The 22,020-nt window shown below is 67.2% G+C and carries 17 protein-coding genes; 13 read left to right on the top strand and 4 right to left on the bottom strand.

The annotated features are described in order from the left end of the window. Positions 1-10: 10 nt before the first annotated feature. Positions 11-463: a hypothetical protein gene (locus SD37_RS34410; RefSeq protein WP_044856267.1), complete on the bottom strand. Its 453-nt coding sequence runs from the start codon at positions 461-463 to the stop codon at positions 11-13. Positions 464-759: 296 nt separating this feature from the next. Between SD37_RS34410 and SD37_RS34405 the strand changes: the two genes are divergently transcribed. The 5 genes from SD37_RS34405 (at position 760) to SD37_RS34390 (ending at position 8,924) form a co-directional block, all read left to right on the top strand. After that, positions 760-1,344, top strand: coding sequence for a hypothetical protein (locus SD37_RS34405; RefSeq protein WP_044856266.1), 585 nt, complete (start codon positions 760-762; stop codon positions 1,342-1,344). 17 nt (positions 1,345-1,361) lie between these two features. Further along, the gene (locus SD37_RS44010; RefSeq protein WP_236725187.1) at positions 1,362-2,282 is read left to right on the top strand and encodes a flotillin family protein; all 921 of its coding nucleotides are present in this window, start codon (positions 1,362-1,364) and stop codon (positions 2,280-2,282) included. Positions 2,283-2,360: 78 nt separating this feature from the next. Then, positions 2,361-3,371: a coiled-coil domain-containing protein gene (locus tag SD37_RS44005; RefSeq protein ID WP_236725186.1), complete on the top strand. Its 1,011-nt coding sequence runs from the start codon at positions 2,361-2,363 to the stop codon at positions 3,369-3,371. Continuing rightward, positions 3,368-8,251, top strand: coding sequence for a DNA repair ATPase (locus SD37_RS34395; protein ID WP_044856265.1), 4,884 nt, complete (start codon positions 3,368-3,370; stop codon positions 8,249-8,251). The genes SD37_RS44005 and SD37_RS34395 overlap by 4 nt, the downstream gene beginning before the upstream one ends. A gap of 304 nt (positions 8,252-8,555) precedes the next feature. After that, the gene (locus tag SD37_RS34390; RefSeq protein WP_044856264.1) at positions 8,556-8,924 is read left to right on the top strand and encodes a hypothetical protein; all 369 of its coding nucleotides are present in this window, start codon (positions 8,556-8,558) and stop codon (positions 8,922-8,924) included. A 1,253-nt stretch (positions 8,925-10,177) separates the two neighbouring features. On the opposite strand, the gene SD37_RS34385 is transcribed toward SD37_RS34390, so the two are convergent. Further along, positions 10,178-11,098, bottom strand: coding sequence for a helix-turn-helix domain-containing protein (locus SD37_RS34385; protein ID WP_044856263.1), 921 nt, complete (start codon positions 11,096-11,098; stop codon positions 10,178-10,180). A gap of 184 nt (positions 11,099-11,282) precedes the next feature. Between SD37_RS34385 and SD37_RS34380 the strand changes: the two genes are divergently transcribed. Next, complete coding sequence (locus tag SD37_RS34380; protein ID WP_044856262.1) at positions 11,283-12,485, top strand: cytochrome P450; 1,203 nt, start codon at positions 11,283-11,285, stop codon at positions 12,483-12,485. Positions 12,486-12,490: 5 nt separating this feature from the next. Continuing rightward, entirely contained in the window at positions 12,491-12,670 is a 180-nt protein-coding gene (locus tag SD37_RS34375; protein WP_044856261.1) for a ferredoxin, read from the top strand. A 49-nt stretch (positions 12,671-12,719) separates the two neighbouring features. On the opposite strand, the gene SD37_RS34370 is transcribed toward SD37_RS34375, so the two are convergent. Continuing rightward, positions 12,720-13,271 carry a snapalysin family zinc-dependent metalloprotease gene (locus SD37_RS34370; protein WP_044856260.1) on the bottom strand — a complete coding sequence of 184 codons (552 nt, stop codon included), beginning with the start codon at positions 13,269-13,271 and terminating at the stop codon, positions 12,720-12,722. A gap of 191 nt (positions 13,272-13,462) precedes the next feature. On the opposite strand from SD37_RS34370, the gene SD37_RS34365 reads away from it, so the two are divergent. The 6 genes from SD37_RS34365 (at position 13,463) to SD37_RS34340 (ending at position 20,375) form a co-directional block, all read left to right on the top strand. Then, complete coding sequence (locus SD37_RS34365) at positions 13,463-16,093, top strand: P-loop NTPase fold protein (RefSeq protein ID WP_044856259.1); 2,631 nt, start codon at positions 13,463-13,465, stop codon at positions 16,091-16,093. A 35-nt stretch (positions 16,094-16,128) separates the two neighbouring features. Next, entirely contained in the window at positions 16,129-17,877 is a 1,749-nt protein-coding gene (locus SD37_RS34360) for a substrate-binding and vWA domain-containing protein (protein ID WP_236725185.1), read from the top strand. 8 nt (positions 17,878-17,885) lie between these two features. Further along, complete coding sequence (locus SD37_RS34355) at positions 17,886-18,407, top strand: hypothetical protein (RefSeq protein ID WP_044856258.1); 522 nt, start codon at positions 17,886-17,888, stop codon at positions 18,405-18,407. 60 nt (positions 18,408-18,467) lie between these two features. Further along, positions 18,468-18,833 carry a hypothetical protein gene (locus tag SD37_RS34350; protein WP_037307962.1) on the top strand — a complete coding sequence of 122 codons (366 nt, stop codon included), beginning with the start codon at positions 18,468-18,470 and terminating at the stop codon, positions 18,831-18,833. A gap of 29 nt (positions 18,834-18,862) precedes the next feature. Beyond that, positions 18,863-19,564 carry a Crp/Fnr family transcriptional regulator gene (locus SD37_RS34345; RefSeq protein WP_037307965.1) on the top strand — a complete coding sequence of 234 codons (702 nt, stop codon included), beginning with the start codon at positions 18,863-18,865 and terminating at the stop codon, positions 19,562-19,564. 121 nt (positions 19,565-19,685) lie between these two features. Continuing rightward, on the top strand, positions 19,686-20,375 hold the full coding sequence (locus SD37_RS34340; RefSeq protein WP_044856257.1) for a hypothetical protein: 690 nt from the start codon (positions 19,686-19,688) through the stop codon (positions 20,373-20,375). Between the two features lie 165 nt (positions 20,376-20,540). On the opposite strand, the gene SD37_RS34335 is transcribed toward SD37_RS34340, so the two are convergent. Further along, positions 20,541-21,977, bottom strand: a complete 1,437-nt coding sequence (locus tag SD37_RS34335) for a DUF1996 domain-containing protein (protein WP_145926802.1) — start codon at positions 21,975-21,977, stop codon at positions 20,541-20,543. Positions 21,978-22,020: the final 43 nt, after the last annotated feature.

Raw genomic sequence — 22,020 nt, 5'->3', positions numbered from 1 at the left:
GAGAATCGGCTCAGTGAGAGCCGGTGTAGTACCGGCACGCCTTGCAGGCGTACCGCATTTTGGCCACTCGCCACCGTTTCCGGTAGACCTCGAGATGTCCCGGCCGTGGCGGGTGCACGCCGAGTCTTTGGTGACTTCGCCTTTGGTGGCAGCGGATCCGCCGCCCCGCTTCGAAGAGTTCGGTCGCCAGTCCGAGGTAGGCGCGTCTGAGGGCGACGCCGGTTTCCGTCGTGAGGTTGTCCCGGCAGAACCGGTGCAGGAGGGCGAGGTCCGGCAGGCCGGGCGTGGTCACGCCGGGCAGGTGCTCGACGACGCCGAGGCCGGGATGCCCTGGGGGAAGGGAAAAACGCGTCGGGAGTCCACAATGGACACAGGTGAGCGTGCAACTCAGGCATCGGGTGACATGGCGGATCCGCCGTTCGCGCTGATCCTCGTCGATCACTTCGCGAACGTGCCACCCCATGGAGCCTCCCAAGACCGTGGTGTGTCCTGTGTCACTCTCAATACTGGAGAGTAGGGCTCGCTCCCGGGGCGGCGACAGGTCCAACCGGATGGCGTCGACGCCGCCGGTCGGCGTAACCCCTCTCGCCCCTCGCTCCGCCGCCGCTCTCGCTCCGCATCCAGAGGACTAAATGCGGGCGCAAGGCGGTGCCGCACGGTTGCGCACACCGTGACCCACTCGTAGCCGAAAACAGCCCGCCGGGCGTCACGCGCTGGTTATAGTCCTGACCCGGGGTAATGGGGGAGGGAACGACGGCGATGGGCGGGTTCGTCACCGCGGCTCTGGGGTTCCCGGCCGTGCTCTTCAGCTTCCTGCTGATCGTCGTGATCGGCTACTGGCTGCTGGCACTGCTCGGCGCCGTCGACACCGAAGACTTCGACGGCGGCGACGGGCTCCTGGCGGGCTTCGGTGGGGTCCCGCTGTCGATTTCGCTCTCTTTGCTGATCGCATTCACCTGGTTCGCCAGCCTGGCAGGGACGGTTCTTCTCGATGATCTGGAGCTTTCGACACCTTCGAGGATCGGCCTGGGGACGGGCGTGCTCGTCGTCGCGCTCGTGCTCGGCACGCTCGGGACGAGGGCGGTCATAGTGCCGCTGCGCCGCGTCTTCGGTTCCGCGAAGGAGCCGAGCAGGATGGACTTCGTCGGCCGCGCCGCGGTCATCCGGACCTCGTCGGTGACCCACGACTTCGGCCAGGCCGAGGTCGCCGCCGCCGACGGGTCGACGGCCATTGTGGACGTTCGCCAGGCGGGCGAAGGCAACCTCACGGCGGGGAGCCGCGTAGTTCTCTATGACTACGACTCCGAAGGCGAGTTCTTCTGGGTCGAGTCCTTGGACATCTGAAGCAGAAAAGGAACACTATGGGTGCCATCAGCGTGGGGGCCGGCGTTCTGATCGCCGTGATAGTTGTCATCCTCCTGGTCTTGCTCTTCACCATCACCAGGTTGTTCAAGAAGGTGCCGCAGGGGAAGGCGCTGATCATCTCGAAGGTCCGCCGCGTCGACGTCACGTTCACCGGCGCGATCGTCCTTCCGGTGCTGCACAAGGCCGAGATCATGGACACCTCGGTCAAGGCGATGGAGATCACCCGCACCGGCCGGGAAGGCCTGATCTGCCGGGACAACATCCGCGCCGACATCCGGATCTCGTTCTTCGTGCGGGTCAACAAGACCGTCGAGGACGTGATCAAGGTGGCGCAGGCGATCGGCACCGAACGGGCCAGCCACGAGGCGACCCTGCAGGAGCTGTTCAACGCCAAGTTCTCCGAGGCGTTGAAGACCGTCGGCAAGCAGCTCGACTTCGTGGACCTCTACACCAAACGCCACGAGTTCCGCGACCAGATCATCCGCGTCATCGGCACCGACCTCAACGGGTACAGCCTCGAAGACGCGGCCATCGACTACCTCGAGCAGACGCCGATGGCGCAGCTCGATTCCGCGAACATCCTCGACGCGCAGGGTATCCGCAAGATCACCGAGCTGACCGCGATCGAGCACGTGCGCACCAACGAATTCCGCCGCGGTGAGGAAAAAGAGATCACCCGTCAGAACGTGGACGCCCGGGAGGCGATCCTCGAACTGGAGCGGCGGCAGGCCGACGCCGAGATCAAGCAGCGCCGCGAGGTCGAGACCATGCGGGCGCGCGAAGAGGCGGAGATCGCCAAGGTCCAGGCCGAGGAGCGGCTCAAGTCGCAGGCCGCCGGACTGCGCACGGACGAGCAGCTGGGTATCCAGCACCAGAACCAGCAGCGCGAGATCGAGGTCGCGGGCAAGAACCGCTAGCGCGTCATCGCCATCGAGAGCGAGCGTATCGAGAAGGATCGCCTGCTTGAGGTCATCGGCCGCGAACGCGAGACCGAATTGTCCCGGATCGCCAAGGACAAGGAGGTCGAGACCGAGAAGCGCTCGATCGCCGAGGTGATCCGCGAGCGGATCGCGGTCGAGAAGACCGTGGCGGAGCAGGAAGAGATCATCAAGAAGCTCCGTGTCGTCGAGGAGGCGGAGCGCCAGCGCGAGGCCATCATCATCAGGGCCGAGGCAGAAGCGCAGGAAAGCCTGGTCAAGGACATCAAGGCCGCGGAAGCCGCCGAGGCGGCCTCGAAGCACAAGGCCCGCGAGGAACTGACGCTGGCCGAGGCACGCCAGCAGACCGCCGAACTGGAGACCCGCGCCAAGATCCGCCTGGCCGAGGGGATCCAGGCCGAGGAGGCCGCCGTCGGGCTGGCCGCGGCGCAGGTCAAGGAACGCGACGCCGACGCGCTGGAGAAGGTCGGCCGGGCCGAGGCGATCGTCGCGCGCGAGAAGGCGATCGTGCTCGCCGACGGGATGCGCGACAAGCTCAAGGGCGAGGCCGAAGGTCTCACCGAGAAGGCCGCCGCGATGGCCGCGCTCGACAGCGCCAGCCGCGAGCACGAGGAATACCGCCTGCGCCTGGAAGCCGAGAAGGAGATCCGGCTCGCCGCGCTCAACGTGCAGCGTGAGGTCGCCGAGGCGCAGGCCACGGTCCTCGGGATCGGGCTGGAGAAGGCCGACATCGACATCGTCGGCGGCGAGACGATGTTCTTCGAGAAGGTGATCGGCTCGATCGGGCTCGCCAAGAGCGTGGACGGATTCGTCGAGCACTCCGACGTCGTCCAGACGCTCGGGAAGTCGTGGCTCGACGGTTCGGGCAGCTTCACCGACGACCTGACGAAGCTGGTCGGTTCGGTGAGCACGGAGGACGTGAAGAACCTGACGCTGTCGGCCTTCCTGGCCAAGCAGCTGCAGGCGGGCGGCCCGGACAGCGACAAGCTGCGTGAGCTGCTGTCGATGGCGCAGCGGCTCGGCCTCGCCGACACGTCCGCGGCCGCCCTCGCCCCCGCGAAGCAGTGACGACGACCGAACCGGCGGCAGGAACGGAGCAGCTGGACGCGGGCACCTATGAGGTGCTCCGCGCCCGGCTCGCCGCACAGGCCGCCGAACTGGCCAAACGCGCGGACGAACTCAACACGGCCCGGCTGGGGGTCTTCGGCAGCGCGCAGCTCGCGCTGATCGGCACCGAGCGGATCCGGACCGCGAACAACTGCGTGCCGAGGGACGTCGTCTCGGTCGGCGGGCGGATGTTGTTCGGCTACAACGTCTTCATCGGGCTCAAACCCGAGACGACGGTCGACGACGTCTTCTCACTGCACGGCTTCAGCCACGACGAAGAGGCCTTCCGCTTCGACGACGTGCCGTCCGAAGAACTGCCGGGGCTGTTGCGCGACGAGCAGTTCGTCCGCGACTTCGCCGAGCTGTACCGGTACTACCGGCAGGCGAAGCTGCTGCAGCTGCGGCGGGTCGAGGGCAAGCTGCTCGCGGTGTTCCAGATCGGTCCGCGGACCGAGGACATCCGCGTGCTGCGCTGGGGGATCGCCGCCGACGGCACAGTGTCCTATGTAGACAGCCGGGGTGAACGTGACCACGTCTTCCCGCCGTCGCACGACTTCGAATGGTTCGAGACCAGCCGCGAGCAGCATGTCCTCGGGCGGCATCCGCATATCTCGATCGAGGACGAGGTGTTCGTCGAGACCGTCGGCGGCAACCTGACGATCAAGGTCGAGAACAACACCGAAACCGGCGAGGGCGTCTACTCCGAACCGGTCGACGAGCCACTGCAGAGCCTGGCCGACGCCGAGGTCTCCTACGCCAGGATCGGTCCGCTGATCCTGCTGCGGATGTTGCCCTACAAGGAGACCGAGTACCGGTACCTGGTGTTCAACACCCGCACGCGCGACGTCGTGCGCCTCGACGGGATCGGGCAGGCGTGCCAGCGGCTGCCCGAGGACCACGGGATCATCTTCCCCGGCGGCTACTACCTCGACACCGGTGTCAGCAAGACGTTCGACACCACTGTGGACGGTCTCGAATTCGAGCGCGTGATCCGCTCGCCCAACGGGGAGGACGTGCTCTACGTCTTCCACGCGCGGGCCGAGGGTCGCACGCTTCTCCTGCCGTACAACGTGATCCGCAAAGAGGTCTCGAACCCGATCCCGTGTCACGGGTACTCGCTGTTCGACGACGGCACGATGGTGCTGTTCCGGGCGCTGTCCGACGAGCCGAGCCGCGTGCACCCGATGCAGGTGTGGCGGACGCCGTTCCAGTCCGACACCTACGCCGCGTCGCAGCCGGCCGGGACAGGGCCGCTGGAGCGCGTCGGCAACGCGGATCTGGTCCGCGGGATCTCCGACTGCCTCTCGATCGGCCGGATGGTCGACGAGATGGCGCCGTCGGCGGCGGTGTTCGAGGCCCTGATCGCCGCGTGCTCCCGGGTTTTCGACCACTATCACTGGCTTGGCGAGGCCGAACTCGGTGATCTGCGGTCGCCGCTTTCGGAGGTTCGGGTCACCGCGGAACAGGTGCTCGACGAGTTCGAGACGGTCACCTCGCTCACCGCGCAGGCGGCCGAAGCCGTCGACGAGGCGGCCGCGGAAACCGCGTCGCTCGTGCGCAGGGTCCGCGGCGAGGCACTGAACGCGGCCGACGCGTGGGTGCGGCGCCTCGCCGAAATGCACCGCGCGCGAGGACATCTCGTCACCGTGCGGGAACTGCGCTATGTCGACACCGGCCGCGTGGACAAGCTGATCGCCGACCTCGACACGGAATTCGGCGAGGCCGCGCAGCGGGCCGTGCGGTTCCTGCAGGGCGAGGACGCGTTCACCGGCTACCACGCCGAGGTCGACGGGCTGATCGCCGCCGCGGGCGCGATCTCCACCGTCGCCGAAGCGGTTCCCGTCGCCGAACGGCTGGACGAGCAGTCCGGCGGGCTCGAAGTCCTCACCGACGTCGTCGGCGGACTGGAGATCGCGGACGCCGTGGTGCGGACGCGGATCCTGGAACGGGTCGGCGAGGTCATCGGCGGGGTCAACCGCGCGAGGGCCACCCTCGAAGCGCGGCGAAAGGAACTGCTGGAGACCGAGGGCCGGGCCGAGTTCGCCGCCGAGTTCGCCCTGCTCGCGCAGGCGATCACCGGTGGGCTCGCGGTCGCGGACACCCCCGACCGCTGCGACGAACAGCTCGGCAGATTGCTGCTCCAGCTGGAGAACCTCGAATCGCGGTTCGGCGAGTTCGACGACTTCCTGGTGTCGCTGGGGGAGAAGCGCACCGACGTCTACGAGGCGTTCTCCTCGCGCAAACAGGCGCTGCTCGACGAGCGGGCGCGCCGCGCGGACCGGCTGGTCGATTCGGCGGAGCGGATCCTCGCGAGTGTGACCCGGCGGGTCGGCACGCTCGGTTCGGTCGACGAGATCAACACCTATTTCGCCTCCGACCCGATGGTCGCGAAGCTGCGCAGTGTCGTCACCGAACTGCGTGGCCTCGGCGACCAGGTGCGCGCCGAAGAACTCGAAGGCCGAGTCAAGGCCGCCCGCCAGGAAGCGGGCCGCGCGCTGCGCGACCGGCTCGACCTCTACGGCGAGGGCGGCGAGACGATCCGCCTCGGCCGCAACACCTTCGCGGTCAACACCCAGGACATCGATCTCACGCTGGTCCCGCACGAGGGCGGGATGAAGTTCGCGATCACCGGGACCGACTACCGGTCTCCCGTGCGGGACGAGTCGTTCGAGGCGACGAGGCCGTACTGGGACCAGTTGCTGGTCTCGGAATCGCCCGAGGTCTACCGCGCCGAGTACCTCGCGACGTCGATCCTGCTCGAAGAGCCGGACCTGCTCGACGCCGATCTGCTCGGCGTCGTCCGGCGGGTGGCGGGGGACCGCTACGACGAGGGGTACGCGCGTGGGGTGCACGACCACGACGCCGCCGCGATCCTTTCGGCATTGCTGCGCCTGCGTTCCGCCGCCGGTTTGCTGCGTTATCCGCCCGCCGCGAGGGCGGCAGCGCAACTGTTCTGGGCATTCGGCGCGGAAGAAGCGGCGAAGGGCGCCTGGACGACGCGGGCAGCCTCGCTCGCGCGGGTGCGCGAGGCGTTCGGGCACACCACGGCGATCGACGCGCTGGCACGGGAATTCACCGACGCGATGGCCGAGTTCGCCGAAAACTCGGGTTTGTCGCTCGACTTCGAATTCGCCGGCGAGTACCTGTTCGAGGAATTGGCCGACGCGTCACCCGGGTTCGTCACCAGCGGCGGCGCGCGGACACTGCTCGACAAGTTCCGGCTCGACAGGCGCAGTTTCGCCGAAGACCTGCGCGCGCTCGACGATCTCGCCGATCGTCATCAGCTCGCTGAAGCCTGGCTCTCGTCCTTTGTGGACTCCGCTGGATTACCCGGCGACGAACTGGCGGAGGCCGTCGCGATCGAATTGGCCGACCTGCCGCGCTACGACTCGTCGGCGGAACTTTCGGCCACTGTGGACGGTCTGCTCGGTTCGCATCCGCGGATCGTCAACCGGTCCCTGACCCTGCGGCTCGACGAGACATTGGCCAGGACGCGACGGTTCCGGCGTGACCGGGTGCCGGGCTTCCGCGCGTATCAGCGGCAGCGCAACGAATTGGTGGCGGCCGAGCGGGACAGGCTGCGGCTGACGGAGTACAAGCCGAAGGTGATGAGCGCCTTCGTGCGCAACCGGCTGCTCGACGAGGTCTACCTGCCGTTGATCGGCGACAACCTCGCCAAACAACTCGGCGCGACCGGCGACGCCCGCCGCACCGACCAGTCCGGCTTGCTGCTCCTCATCTCGCCACCGGGGTACGGCAAGACGACACTGATGGAGTACGTGGCGAGCCGTCTCGGCTTGGTCTTCGTCAAGGTCAACGGACCGGCGCTCGGGCACGACGTCACGTCGGTGGATCCGGCGGACGCGCCCAACGCGACCGCGCGGCAAGAGGTCGAGAAGATCTCGTTCGCGCTGGAGCAGGGCAACAACGTCATGTTGTACCTGGACGACATCCAGCACACGTCGCCGGAACTGCTGCAGAAGTTCATTTCGCTGTGTGACGCGCAGCGGCGAATGGAAGGTGTCTGGGAGGGTCGGACGCGGACCTATGACTTGCGCGGCAAGCGCTTCGCGGTCTGCATGGCCGGTAACCCGTACACCGAACAGGGCAAGCGGTTCCGGATCCCGGACATGCTCGCCAACCGTGCGGACGTGTGGAACCTCGGCGACGTACTGTCGGGCAAGGAAGAGCTGTTCGCACTGAGCTACATCGAGAACTCGCTGACCGCGAACACCGTGCTGGCGCCACTCGTCTCGCGCGAACGGTCCGATGTGGACACTCTGGTGCGACTGGCCCGCGGCGACGGTGCCGTCCGGGCGGATCAGCTGAAGCACGCGTACTCGGCGACGGAACTCGAACAGATCCTCGCCGTGCTGCGGAAACTGATCAAGGTGCAGCAGATCGTGCTGAAGAACAACCAGGCCTACATCGCTTCGGCGGCGCAGGCGGACGCGTCCCGTGTCGAACCCCCGTTCCAGCTACAGGGTTCGTACCGGAACATGAACAAGCTGGCCGGCCGGATCGTGCCCGCGATGAACGACGCCGAACTCGAAGCGCTGATCGACGACCACTACGCCGGTGAGGCGCAGACGCTCACCTCGGGCGCCGAGGCCAACCTCCTCAAACTGGCCGAACTGCGCGGCCGCCTGAGCGCCTCGGAGGCGCAGCGGTGGACGGAGGTCAAGGCGGGTTACCTGAGGGCACAGGCGCTCGGCGGGGACGACGAGGACCCGATGAGCCGCGCGGTCGGCGCGGTCGGCCTGCTGGCGGACCGGGTCGGCGCGGTGGAAGCGGCTATCGAGCGGGCTTCGGAGCGGATGGTTGTGCGGGACGTGATGTGAAGGGCTTTCGCGGGAGAACTCCCCATTGCCGGAAAACGGTAACGGCTGTGGTGTGTGCGTGATCGGGAATTGCCGGTGGTCGGTCGTATGTTCGTCGGGTGGATACTTTCAAGGCGCCGGTGGCGCTTCTCGAAGAGCTTACTGATCCTTCCGTTTTGGAGTTGGTCAATGCTTCGGTAGTTTCGTTGGATGACAAGGATTCTGTGGCTGTGGCGCGGGCGGCGTCGGCGGGGATCGCGCGGTTGGAGGCGGTGCGGTTTCGGGCGTTGGCTCAGTTGAGCCGTCATCGTGGGGTGCGCGGAGTGTGGTGCAGGAGGTGGCGTTCGAGTTGTCTCTTGTGGACAGTCACGCGGGTGCGATGGTCGCGGCCGCCGAGGCGTTGACGACGTGGCTGCCGCGGACTCTGGGGTTGATGGAGCGGGGGAGGTTGTGTGGTTTCGGTGCGATGAAGGTGGCTACCGCGACGGCGTGGTTGTCGGATGCCGGTGAGTTGGTGGATCTCTGTCGTCGTGATCATCGGCTCAAGGACGAGCCCGGCTGGAGTTACCGGCTTGGGTCGGATGGGACGTTGACGGTCACCACGCCGACCGGGCACAGCTTCGACAGCACACCGCCGCCGCTTCACGAGCCGCGTCCGCAGGGTCTTTTGGGTGAGGAACCGCCGCCGTTCTGAGCCCTCGTTGCCGGGAAACGGCGACAGCTCAAGCCGGGCTTTCGGGCCGGTGTCCTGATCGGCAGACGCCTCCTGCGAACGGTGAGCACCTCTTGGGCACGTTCCTGGCAGTGACTGGCGTGGCTTGGTTCCTTGCCGGACAGGCCTTTCTGTGCTGCCGGGGCGGAATCCCGTCGTCGAAAAACGGCGACAGTCTAGGTACGCTTTCGCACTCTAGTGTCGAAGTGAATTTCTTTAGCTGTGTTCGTGGCAGTGCCAGTACGGCCGATCTGGCCCTGACGGTTGAAGTTGCGCCGGTTGCTGACCGGCAGGCGTGCTCCGTCGCCGAAAATTGGCGAAAGTCTTCCGTGCCTGAAGCCGAGTCGTTTGCTGTCCAGCAGGCGCACCCCATTGCCGGAAAGCGGCGATAGCTCAGGCTGGCTGCTGCCGGGGTGCTTCCCAGTGGTGGTGGTTCCCTGGCGGACAGTTCTCTTCTGCGCTGCCGAGAGGATCCTGTCGCCGAAAATTGGCGGCAGCTCCTGCGCGCCTGAAGCCGAGCCGTTTCCTGCCAGCAGGGGTACCCCATTGCCGGAAAGCGGCGACAGGTCAAGCTGGCTGCTGCCGGGGCGTCTTCCTAGCGGTGGTGGCGGTGGTGGATGTGGCTTGGTGGTTGGAGCGGCGCCGGTTCCTACCGGACAGTCCGCTGTTGCACCCCCGGGAGAAGATCCCGTCGCCGGATAGCGGCGACAGCGACACCGGGCCGGAGTCCCGTCGCCGAAAATTGGCGACAGCTTCTGCGCGCCTGAAGCCGAGCCGTTTCCTGCCAGCAGGGGTACCCATTGCCGGAAAGCGGCGACAGGTCAAGCTGGCTGCTGTCGGGGCGTCTTCCTGGCGGTGGTGGCGGTGGTGGATGTGGCTTGGTGGTTGGAGCGGCGCCGGTTCCTGCCGGACAGTTCGCTGTTGCACCCCCGGGACAAGATCCCGTCGCCGGATAGCGGCGACAGCAACACCGGGCCGGAGTCCCGTCGCCGAAAATTGGCGACAGCTTCTGCGAACCTGAAACCGAGCCGTTTCCCGACCAGCAGGCGCACTCCATTGCCGAAAAACGGTGACAGTTCGAGCTGCCCCCTGTCAGAGGCGCCTTCCCGGCGATGGCAGCGGTGCTGGACGTGGCTTGGGCGGTTGGAGTGACGCTGGCCCCCTACCGGACAGTCCCCTTCGCACCCCCAGAATAAACTCCCATCGCCGAAAAACGGCAACACCCCTCACCCCACTCACGACTCCAAAGCCGCCATCTGCTCCTCCGTAAGCCGTTCCACCAAAGCAACCGCCCGATACCCACCACCACAAGAATTCACCCGCACCGGCCCGGCGACATGCGGATGCTCCTCCGCCACCCGCAAAGCAGCCGAAACCCGCTCCCCATCCCACCCCAGCGCAGCCGCGAGAGCCGGAACAGACAGCGAGCGTCGAGCGTGCAGTAGGGCGGCCAGTACGGTCAGGGCGTCACCGACGTAGACCGCGACGCGGTCGTCCAGCATGACTTCGTTGATGCGCGCGTGGAATCGGGAGAGATCGTCCATGCGGACCCCGGCGGGGGTGGAGGTGCCGAGGACTTCGGCGCCCTGGCGGGCGATCTTGATCCATTCCTGGTTCGCGCGGACGCTTTCGGCCCAGACCCGCTGGGGCATCTCCTCGTCGATGACGTACTGCTCGCGCCGTCCGGTGCGTTCCCGTTTGAGCAGGGCCTGCGTTTCGAGGTAGCGGACGGCGTTCGAGATCGAGGCGGGGCTCACCTGGAGCCGTTGGGCGAGTTCGGCCGCGGTGTGGACGCCGTCGTCACTGACGGACAGGCATGCGAGCACTCGCGACATCATCCGGGGCAGTCCGGTGGCCACCATCATCTCGGTGAAGTCCGCTTCGAAGCGGCGCACGGCTTCCGGGTCGCGCCCGTAATCGTTCGTGACGACGGGGGCGGCGCGGGGGTGCGGTTTGCGGCGCCGTGCCCGTTCGCCGGTGACCCGGCTCGCTTCGTCGGCGCGGTAGCCGGAATGGCCGCTGTTGCGCGCGACCTCGCGGCTGATCGTCGACGTCGGGCGGCCGAGGCGCCGGGCGATCTCGGCGTATCCGAGGCCGTCCTTGAGCCAGGTCGCGATCAGCCGGCGGTCCTCCAGGGTCAGCCTGCCGCCCGGCATGGGCGCCTCCTGTGCGTTCACTCGCAGGTCAATGCAATGGATCGTTGCATTCATCGACAGCATCGTTGCAACGATTTCCAGAAATCTACCAGCCATTACGTTGAAAAGCACCGGTTATAACTTTGAGCGTCGACTGAATGCAACGTAGCCTTCAGGCATAGCTGAAGATCTGGGAGGAACAGCTGTGACCACGTCAGTACCTCATCTCACGGAACTGCCCCTCGAACGCCCGAAGGGCTGTCCGTTCGACCCGCCCGCCGAACTCGGCCCGCTGCGCGACGAGCATCCGCTCGTCCGCCTGACCTTCCCCGACGGCCACGAAGGTTGGCTCGCGACGGGCCATGCGATCACCCGCGCCGTCCTCTCGGATCCGCGGTTCAGTGCCCGGCAGGAGCTGATGCACACGCCGCTGCCGGGTGCGGCCGCGATGGTGGAGATGCCGCCCGCGCAGCCGGGGATGTTCATCAGGATGGACGGTGCGGAGCACGCGCGGTACCGCAAGCTGCTCACCGGCAAGTTCACCGTCCGCCGGATGCGGCAGCTCACCGAACGGGTCGAGCAGGTGACCGTCGAACACCTGGACTTGATGGAGCGACAAGGAACGACGGCCGATCTGGTGACCGCGTTCGCGCAGCCCATTCCGGCGCTGATGATCTGTGAGCTGCTCGGTGTCCCGTACGCCGACCACGAGTTCTTCCGGCGCAACGTCGCGCCGTTGAACCGGCCGGACGCGCCGTTGGAGGAACAGGAAGCCGCCATCAACGCACTGGGCGGCTACCTCTACGAACTTGTCGTGGCGAAACGGGCCGAGCCGACCGACGACATCCTCGGTGAACTGGCCGCCACCGACCTCACCGACGAGGAACTCACCAGCATCGCGTTCCTTTTGCTGGGTGCGGGCCTGGACACCACGGCGAACATGCTGGCGCTGGGTACTTTCGCGTTGCTGAGCAACCCGGACCAGCTCGCCGTCCTGCGCGAGGACCCGGACAGCATCGACAACGCGATCGAGGAACTCCTTCGTTACTTGACGATCGCGCACACGGGCGTCCGCACCGCGCTCGAAGACGTCGAGATCGGCGGCCAGGTCGTCAAGGCGGGGGAGGTGGTGGCCCTCTCGGCGGGGGCGGCCAACCGCGATCCGCTGAAGTTCCCGGAACCCGACCGGCTCGATCTCCGCCGGAACGCCGCCGGGCACGCCGCTTTCGGGCACGGGGTGCACCAGTGTCTCGGTCAGCAGCTCGCGCGAGTCCAGATGAAGGTCGCCTTCACCGGGCTGCTCGGCAGGTTCCCGGCGCTGCGCCTGGCCGTTCCGGCCGAAGAGATCCCGCTGCGGACGGATTCCGACATCTACGGGGTGTACGCGCTCCCGGTGGCCTGGGGCTGATCGCGATGAGGATCCAAGTGGACCGGGAACGGTGTGTGGGCGCGGGAATGTGCGTGCTGACCGCGCCGGAGGTGTTCGGACAGGACGAAGAAGACGGCCGGGTCCGGTTGCTGGACCCGGAACCGGCGGGGATCGGCGACGCCGCGCAGGTGTGCCCGGCGGCGGCGATCACGGCGGACGGCTAGCGAACCACCCAGGCCAGGGGGTGCCGGGCGGGCACCCCCTGGCACGGGATCAGCCGACTTCCGCGAGAATTTTGCCGCTGTCGGCGTTCCGCACGGCGGTGCCGGCGTAGTTCTGCTGGACCCTCGCCTTCTCCTGGGCGTTGGGGTTCACGTTGGCGCAGCTGACCCCGCCGGTCGAGCCGGACATCAGCGACGAGCACGGCCCGGGCTTCACGTCGGGCAGGCCGAGGCTGTGGCCGAGTTCGTGGGACGCGATCCGGACCTTGTTGTAGCCCTGCTGGACGGCCTGCCTGCCGTACCAGACGGTGACCGTGCCACCCGGGCGGACCGGGCCGAGGGTGGCGCGCGGCCAGCCGTCGTCGGCGACGATCCGGATGTTGACCCGCTGCCCCGGCGTCGCCTTCACGATGCGGACGTTGGTGACGTTGGTGTTCCAGACGTTGACGCCTGCCGCCACCACGTCCTTGAACTCCGCGGCCTGGCTGTCGTCGTAGGTCAGGGTGGTCGCCATGATCTCGGCCGCCCCGGCGGAGGGCGCCGAGAGCAGTGAAAGGGAGAGCGCGGCGCCGGTGAGCACCGCGGCGAAGGTACGTCGAAGCACGTTTTACTCCTCGCGTTAAGGCGTGCTGGAATTGCGGAGCAGTGTCGACACTTTGTTCCGGCGAGAGGGACCTCTGAGTAGTCCTCCGTTGCCTCCGCGTGATGTTAGGACCTGTCAAGGCGGTCACGGAACCCGCCGATAGTCGCCTGTCGTTAACCATGATCTTGACGTGACCGGAAGACTGTGCGGCTATGACGACGGCACGTTTCACCGGACACGAAGAACCCATCCTCGCCGTCGCCGTGCACGGAAACCGGCTGGTCACCGGCGGTACGGACAAGACGGTGCGGGTATGGGACCTGGAGACCGGCGTGCAGCGGTTCGCATTGAGCGGGCACGATCGGCCGGTGCTCGCGGTGGGCATCTCCGGTCAGTACGTGGTCGGCTGCGATGGGGCGACGGTGCGGCGCTGGCGGCTCGCCGGACGCGAGGCGGCCCCCGCGGAGGTCCAGACCACCAAGCGGACGCTCACGGTCGCGGTGGCGAAGGACTTCGCCGTGTCCGGCGCGGGAAGCACGGTCGAGGTCCGGCGGCTGGACGGCGTGACGGTGCGCGGCCTCCGCACCGGCGGCCCGGAGGTCGAATCCGTCGCGGTGACCCCGGACGGCCGGGTCGTGGTCGCCGGCGACGACACCGGCGGCGTGCGGCTGTGGGACGAGGAAGTCGTCACCCACTACCGGTTCGGTGGCGCGGGCTCGGTACACGTGGTCGCGGTTTCGGCCGACGGCGCGCGGGTGCTCTCCGGCGAGGGCGAGACGGTCCGGTTGTGGGGCCGCGAGGGCGATCCCGCCCTCGTCTTCCGTGGCCACGGCGGGGTGGTGCGGGCGCTGGCCTTCAGTCCGGACGGGAAGCTGGTGCTCTCCGGCGATTCCGGCGGCGAGGTCTATGTCCGCGACATCGAGAACCCCGCCGAATACACCCTCCTCAAGGGACATGAGGGAAACGTCCGCGCGATCGCCTGCACCGCGGGCAACGAGAAGATCATCTCGGTCGGGGACGACCGCGCGATCCGGGTGTGGGACCGCTTCGGCAACCAGATCGACGGCACCGGTTTCGTCGAGCCCAAACCGGGCCGGGCACGGCCGCGGATCACGCCCGACGTCGAAAGCGCGATCGATCTCATCGGCTTCCAGGACGACGTGCGCACGCTCGCCGCGGTCATCGCCGACCGTGAGACCAACCCGCCCCTGTGCGTCGCGTTGCTGGGCCCTTGGGGCTCCGGTAAATCGAGTTTCGTGCGGCAGGTGGCGGACCGGGTGGCCGAACTGGCCCGCCGGTCCCGGGGCGACGCCGCGAACAGCGTGTTCGCCGGCGAGATCCGGCAGATCCGGTTCAACGCCTGGCAGTACCACGACGACCATCTGTGGGTCGGTCTCGTGGATCACCTGTTCCGCAACCTCGGCGCGCCCGAGGCGCACGCGGACGCCGACGAGGTCCGTGCCGAACGTGAACAGCTGCGGACCCGGCTCGCGAGCCTGCGGGCCGTCAAGGCGGATTCCCCGCTCACCTGGCGCTGGCGGCTCCTGGTGTCCGGAGTGGACCGGACCGAACGCCGGCGGCGGAGGTTCGCCGTCGCCGGGTACGCGGTGCTCGGCATGCTCGGCCTCGCCGCCGCGATCACCGGCTGGGCCTTGTGGCACAACGCGATCCTCGCCGCGGCGGGGGCCGTCGTCGCGCTCGGCGCCGTGCTGACCCCGGCGCTCACCACCGCCAGGGCCGCGCTCGCGCCGGTGAAGTCCACATTGGACAAGCTGCGGTACGACGTCGAGAAGCGGGCGGAACGGTTCGAGACCGAGGTCCGGGAGACCGAGGAACGGCTCCGGCGGCTGGACGCGGCGACGCGGCTGGGTGAGCTGATCGAAGAGGCGAAGACCGGGAGATACGGGGACTACCAAGGGGTTTTCGCCCGCGTCCGGGACGATCTCACGCGGCTGAGCGCGGATCTGGTGGACGCGCGGAAGGAATGGCAGCTGGCGGGCGGCAAGGGGGAACCGCCGCTGGAGCGGATCGTGCTCTACATCGACGATCTCGACCGCTGCCCGCCGTCGAAGGTGATCGAAGTGCTCGCCGCGGTGCACCTGCTGCTGGCCCTGCCCGCGTTCGTCGTGGTGGTGGCCGTCGATCCGCGCTGGTTGTCGCGCTGCCTCGACCAGCACCATGAGGAGCTGTTCGGGGCCGGGGAGGCGCGACGGGCGGAGTACCTCGACAAGATCTTCCAGATCGTGTTCGCCCTGCGCCCCCTGGGTGCCGCGGCCGACGAGCTGATCGACGTCCTCATGCCGATCGAAGGCCGGGAACCGGAACCGCACGGGCACGAGGAATGGCGGGAGGACGGGGAAGGCGTCCAGCGCGGGGAAAGCGGCGAGCCGGTCGAGGTCATCGTCAAGGAGACGGCCCCGCCCACGTTCTACAACATGCGGCCGGACCGGCTGCGGCTCACCGAGGTCGAACGCGATTTCGTCCACGTGCTGCGGAAACGGCTGAACACGCCCCGGGAGATCCGGAAACTGGTCAACCTCTACCGGCTGGTGCGCATCGGCATTCCCGACGCGGAACTTTCGCGATTCGTCGACGGTCCCTACCGGGCGGTGCTGATCCTGCTGACCCTGCTGGTCGCGGATCCGGAAGCCGCGCGCTCGACCTTCATCGCGCTTTCCGAAGGGGAATCACTGTCCGACGCCTTTCCACCTGAATGGCGGCTAGACGTCGAATCCTTCGATGATCTACAGGTCTATCGGAATTGGGTGGGTACCCTCGCCCGCTTCAGTTTCGAAACCTACGATCTGGTGACCGAGGAAACAGAACCGGGAACCACGTTGTAGCTACACTTGCCCGCTACGACGGCGAGGGGGCGCGCATGCGGAGATCAGGCTGGCTTTCGCTCGCCTTCGGAACGCTGGTCGGGACGCTCGTGATCGTCCTGCTGGCGACGGTCGTCACCGCGCCCTCGAACATGAACAGGGGCGACTGCATCCGGCTGGTCGCCAGTTCCTCCACGGAGAAGGGCGACCTGATCCACGAACTGGCCGAGCGGTACAACAACACCGGCCGGACGTTCGACGGCGGCCGGTGCGCGAAGGTCGAGGCGTTCAAGAAGACCTCGGGTGCCGCGCTCGACCTCCTCGCCGAGGGTTGGAACGACATCGACGCGCAGCAGCCCGAACCCCAGGTCTGGCTGCCGAGTTCGTCGCTCTGGCTCGATCTACTGCGCCAGCGCGGTAAAGGGGACCTGATCGACGACGGCCCGACGACCTCTCTCGCGACGAGCCCGATGGTGATCGCGATGCCGGAGCCGATGGCCAGGCAACTGGGCTGGCCGGAGAAGGGCGTCGGCTGGCGGGACGTGCTCGAGGTGAACCGCAACGGCGGCTGGGCGGCCAAGGGTGCCCAGTACGCGCAATGGGGCAACTTCACGCTGGGCAAGGACAATCCGCGCCGGTCGACCTCGGGACTCGCCGCGACCATCGCGACCTACTTCGCGGCGACAGGCGGGGATTACGGCAAGATCGACACCGCGGACGCCATCCAGTTCGTCCGCGGGATCGAGGCGTCGGTCGCCTACTACAGCGACGATTCGGTGGCCTTCCTCAAGACACTGTACGAAGAGGACCGGAAGCCCACGCCCTACATCAGCGCGATGGCGATGCAGGAACAGATGGTCTACCTCTACAACCACGGCGCGCCGACCGGGGATCCGAAGCAGCTGCAGGACAAGCCCGTCGACCTGAACCGGCCGCTCGTGGCCGTGCACCCGAGCGAAGGCACGATGCTGATCGACCATCCCTTCCTGACCACGGCCAAGGCCACGCCGGACCAGCGGGCGGCGGCGAAGGACTTCTCCGATTTCCTGCGGGAAACCGAACAGCAGGACCGCTTCCGCGATCTCGGCTTCCGCGATCCGGAAGGCAGGAGCAACCCGAAGCTGGCGCAAGGCGCGCACACCGCGGAAACCGGGGAGTCCCGGCGTATCGAGATCCCGACCGGCGAGCAGATCCAGAAGATGCTGGACGGCTGGGAGTACACGCAGCGGCGCGGCCGGATCCTGCTGGTGCTGGACCTTTCCGGATCGATGAACGAACCGTTCGACAAGACCCGCAAGGACAAGCCGTACTCCGAGCGCCGGATCGACCTGCTGAAACCCGCGATCAAGAAGCAGCTGGAATACCTGCATCCCGAAGACCAGGTCGGGCTGTGGACGTTTTCGACGAACGGGTACGAGGAAAAGATGCCGATCGGCAAGGTGAAGGACGTCCGCGGCCCGATGACCACGCTGGTCGAGAGCCTGAAACCGGACGGGGATACGGCACTCTACAAGTCCGTGGTGGACGCCAACGCCAAGATGCGGCGGGAGTTCGACCCGAACGTCATCAACGCCGTGGTGGTGCTGACCGACGGCGTGAACACCGCGGCCGGGACCACCAAGGACCAGATGCTGCAGGCGGTCGACGCCGAGCGCCTCGACAACTCCGTCCGCGTCTTCACCATGGCCTACGGTGCGCAGGCCGACAGCCGCGTTCTCGAGGAGATCGCGCAGAAGTCGAAGGCGCGGCTACAAGGCCGTCGATCCGCAGGGCATCGACAAGATGTTCGTCAACGTCTTCAGTAACTTCTGACATGGCCGGTCCCGACAACCGCCCCTTCCACGCCGTCACCGGAGTGCTCACGGTGATCGCCGGGCTGCTCGGTCACGCGGTGACCCTGCCGCATCCGCAGGCATGGCTCTTCGGCGCCGTCGCGGCCCTCGCCGTGCTGATCCCCGCCGAGGTCGCGTTCTTCGTGTTGAACGCCGAGCGGCCGGTGAAGAAGAGAGAGTTCCGCGCGCCGGAGCCCGACACCGGCTACGACCACTACAGCCTGCTCGGCCGCGCGCTGACGGCCATCGAAAAGGTGCAGCCGGGCGAGACCGAACTCGCGAGCGCCTTCCGGCGCGCGGTGGCGAAACTCGAAGACCGGGCCGGTGACCACGCGACGGCCGTCGTCGAACTGCGGGTGACGGTGAAGCAGACCACCGAGAAGCTGGAACGGCACGCCCGCGACGAGAACCCGGATCCGGTGATGCTCGTCCAGCGGATGATGCTGTACCGGGAACAACTCGAAGACGCGATCGCGGCTGTCGAACGCGGCCAACCAGGCTGAGTCGCGCTGAGTGTTCGGTGCCGAACAGACTACGGCCGTGCGTCATGCTGATCTGACAGCATGCCGTTGATCGGGCGCCGGGTTGTCGAGGGCGTGGAACATGTGGTCGTACCGGTGGAGCACCGGTTCAGCCTGGAGGAGGCCGTGCTGGCGGTGATGGCCGCCAAGAGCACCGTGCGGCCCGCCCCCGGGATCAAGGTCGCTCCGCTGAAGGTGTCAGAGGTACGGTCAGCGTTGCTCTACGCGGCGAAACACGCCGATAGGCGACACCAGATCGTGGACAGCTACTTCGTCGAGGCCGAAGACGGGCCGTTGCACCGGCTTGCCGAGTGGATCAGATCGGAGCTGGTCCGGCTGGGCATCTTCACCGCGTACGACGGTTCCGCCGCCGGATCGGGTGGCCGATTCGGTTACTCTCCGCGATAGGTGTTCACGACTGCCTGGGAGGGTGTTTCGTGGGTTTGGGCCCGGAGGCCGCCGAAGAAAGAGAACGTCCGTTCCTGGAGCGGCTGGACGAACCCGTCCGTGCCCGGCTGCTGGAGATGGGCACCCCGCAGACCTACGAGAGCAGACAGGCGCTGATGCGCGCGGGCGAGCCCGGCGACTTCGTCATGCTGCTGCGGCACGGCTACGTGAAGGTGACCAGTGCCGACCGGATGGGGGCGACGGTCATCCTCGACGTCGGGGTACCCGGTGATCTGCACGGCGAGATCGCGGTGATCGCCGGCGGTATCCGGATGGCCGACGTCGTCGCCATCGAGGAGGTCCATGTCCGGCGGATCGCGGCGAGCGAGTTCAACCGGTTCCTGCTGGACCATCCGTCAGCGATGCGGGAGGTGCTCGTCAGCGTCGCCCGCCGGTTCGTCCTCGCCCAACGGCAGCGGACGCAGTCGTGGAAACCGCAGGCGGTGGCGCGGGTCGCGACGCGGCTGGACTACCTGGTCGACGTCTGCGGGATACGGACGCCGGCGGGCTGGCGGATCGGGATCCCGCTGAGCCAGGACGAACTCGCGCAGTTCATCCCGATGGGCCGGACCATGGTCGCGCAGGCACTGGACAAGCTCCGGAAGGCGGGAGTGGTGGCCAGTTCGCGCCGTGCGATCACCGTCGTCGACCGCGAGGCATTGCGGGTGATCACGGAAAAAGGTGTGACTTAGCTCACTGGCGTTGACCATGGTGAGGTCAGGTTCTGTTCGGTTCCGAACAGAACTTCCGGTGAGGAGTGGGAACACTGCTTCCTGCCGCCAGTTTTCACCGATCAGGGGAGGGGTCGCAGAGATGCAGGTGCTGACCTCAGGCCATTACAACGCGAACACCCATGCCGTGCTCGCCGTCGACATCGTCGGTTCGTCCAAGGCCAGCGATGACCTGCTGGACCCGATGAAGACCGAGATGGAGACGCTGGTCTCCCGCTCCTTCACCGCGGTCGGGCTCGCGCCGGGGGAAGCACGTCACTTCCGGGAGACCGGGGACGGGCTGATGGTCGCGTATCCGGATCAGGCCGTCGGGCAGCTCTGCGAGGTCGTGTTCCATTTGGACCACTTGCTCCGGTCCCGCAACCGCTACGCCCGCGTACCGATGCGGGCGCGGGTGGCCGTCCATATGGGACCGATGGCGGACAATCACCGCTACCACCGCACGTACATCACGCTGACCCGGCTGTTGTGCGCTTCGACCTTCAACGACGCCGTCGGTTACTGGTGCCGTCTCGATCCGACCGGTGACAAGTTCGGCGCCGGGATGATCGTCTCGCAATCGGTGTGGCGCAACGTGGTCGAGCCCTTCGGGGTCGCGTTGATCCCGCCCGCGCGCTGCGGCCGGATCAGTGTCACCACACCGGATTTCGCCGACAGCGCGTGGATCCATCTGCCGGGCCTGGACGCCGACGCCGTACTGGCCGAAGTGAACCCGGCGATGCCGGCGCCGCTCGTGTTCGACCGGGTGAGCCGGTTGTCGACGACGGCTTAGCCCCAGACCGGGCGGCCCGGCTTCCAGGGAGGGAAAGCCGTGTCGTTCGCCGGTTTCTGGCCCGGTACCCCTACGCCGGGCCAGGAACCGGACCCAGCCACCCAAACCTCGTGAGTGGTAATGACGGTTAGAACCCTCATTACCACTCACGAGAGGTGAGTGCGGCTACTGCTTGCAGCGCTTGCCGCTGTTGATGCACTTCACCAGCTGGTTCATCAGGCACTGCGACATGACGTTCGCGAAGTCGTCGTGGTCGGAGCGCGGGTTGTGTTTCTCCTGGTCGAACGCGTCGACCGCGTACTGCCCGGCGGCCTGGATGTTCGGCGGGATGTTGTACACCAGCGTGATCCGCAGCTGCGGCACGTTCTTGAAGCCGCGCGGGCATCGCCCGTCGCGGTCGGAGAACACGATATGCGTGCGGTGGTTGGCGCTGTCGGTGTTCTTCCCGTCCCAGCAGTTCGGGAACGCGTGGACGCGAGCGATCTTGCTGCCCTGCGGGCAGATCGGGTACAGCTCGGTGAGCCGGTCCTCGAAGCCGGTGCAGGTCCAGCTGGGCCGGGCGTTGGCCGGGCCGTTGGTGCTCTGCTTGGCGTCGCCGTAGAGCACGCGCAGGAACTTCGGCATCGCGACGACGCGGCGGGCACCGCCGCTGGTGAAGGTCAGGTCCACCTTTTCGGGGCGCTGGATCTCGCCTTCGTTGTCGCCGACCTCGTTGTTGTCGTTGGCGGGGGGCAGGTCGGCGGCCTTGCCGTCGGACTTCTTCTTCTCGACGTCGCCGCCCGCGTTGACGTTGCTGTTCTCGCCGCCGTTGTCGAGGCCACCCTTGCCGTTCTGCTTCACGGCGCATCCGGCGAGCTGGTCGTCGTTCTTCGCGACCGGCTTGCCCGCCTGCTTCATGCTGTCGGTGATCTTCTTGATCGACGACTTGCGCTTGTTCTTCAGCTCGTCGAGCACCTGGCCGGCCTGTTTTCCTTGCGCCAGCTGGTTGTTCGCGTTGTCGACGTCCGCGTCGATCTTGGTGAGGCCCTCGTTGACCGCGTTCATGGCCTGGTCGGGGACGTCTTCGAGTTCGCTGACCACGTCGGGACAGTCGGCCTGTGGGGAGGCCTCGTCCTTGGCCGCGTTCTTGCGGTCGGCGGCGAGCTTCTCCTCGTTCGCCTTCTCGTTTTCCTCCTCTTCCTCGGTGTTGATCCGGACGACCGGCCAGAAGTAGGCGGACTTGTCGCCGTTCTTGCAGGTGGTGCCCGCGCGCAGCAGGCTCTTGTTGTTCGAATCCGCGTTGGTCGAAAGGTTTCCGACGTAGTCGTGCAGATGCGCGGCTCCATTGCGGACACCGGGCTGCGCGATGAAGTTGTCGCTGTTGAAGTGGCCGTTCTCGTTGCGGCCACAGTCGACGGTGAACGTCCCCCGGGCGCCTCGTTTCGCGAGGTCGAGGTTGACGTTGGTGCCGCGGGGGACCTTCGTGATGTCGATGAAGAAAGACTTGTCCGCGCCGTCGGCCCTGGCCGCGTCGGGGGTTCCGGTCGTGTTCACCACGACGATCCCGCCGACGGCGAGGGAGAGCGCGATGGCGCCGGTGGCGACCTTGGTGCGGCGTGCCATGCGATGGCGGCCGGCGGATCTTTGGTTACGGGGCATGGAATCG

Origin of the sequence: Amycolatopsis orientalis (assembly GCF_000943515.2) — a bacterium.
Taxonomy (GTDB): Bacteria; Actinomycetota; Actinomycetes; order Mycobacteriales; family Pseudonocardiaceae; genus Amycolatopsis; species Amycolatopsis orientalis.
This window is presented reverse-complemented; position numbering and strand designations above follow the sequence as displayed.

What these genes read in the sequence shown, in the direction of transcription:
- SD37_RS34355 (WP_044856258.1), top strand. Translation starts at nt 17,886, where the DNA reads ATGGCCGGTCCCGACAACCGCCCCTTCCACGCCGTCACCGGAGTGCTC.
- SD37_RS34405 (WP_044856266.1), top strand. Translation starts at nt 760, where the DNA reads ATGGGCGGGTTCGTCACCGCGGCTCTGGGGTTCCCGGCCGTGCTCTTC.
- SD37_RS44010 (WP_236725187.1), top strand. Translation starts at nt 1,362, where the DNA reads ATGGGTGCCATCAGCGTGGGGGCCGGCGTTCTGATCGCCGTGATAGTT.
- SD37_RS34385 (WP_044856263.1), bottom strand. Translation starts at nt 11,098, where the DNA reads ATGCCGGGCGGCAGGCTGACCCTGGAGGACCGCCGGCTGATCGCGACC.
- SD37_RS34350 (WP_037307962.1), top strand. Translation starts at nt 18,468, where the DNA reads ATGCCGTTGATCGGGCGCCGGGTTGTCGAGGGCGTGGAACATGTGGTC.
- SD37_RS34365 (WP_044856259.1), top strand. Translation starts at nt 13,463, where the DNA reads ATGACGACGGCACGTTTCACCGGACACGAAGAACCCATCCTCGCCGTC.
- SD37_RS34360 (WP_236725185.1), top strand. Translation starts at nt 16,129, where the DNA reads ATGCGGAGATCAGGCTGGCTTTCGCTCGCCTTCGGAACGCTGGTCGGG.
- SD37_RS34340 (WP_044856257.1), top strand. Translation starts at nt 19,686, where the DNA reads ATGCAGGTGCTGACCTCAGGCCATTACAACGCGAACACCCATGCCGTG.
- SD37_RS34410 (WP_044856267.1), bottom strand. Translation starts at nt 463, where the DNA reads ATGGGGTGGCACGTTCGCGAAGTGATCGACGAGGATCAGCGCGAACGG.
- SD37_RS34375 (WP_044856261.1), top strand. Translation starts at nt 12,491, where the DNA reads ATGAGGATCCAAGTGGACCGGGAACGGTGTGTGGGCGCGGGAATGTGC.
- SD37_RS34335 (WP_145926802.1), bottom strand. Translation starts at nt 21,977, where the DNA reads ATGGCACGCCGCACCAAGGTCGCCACCGGCGCCATCGCGCTCTCCCTC.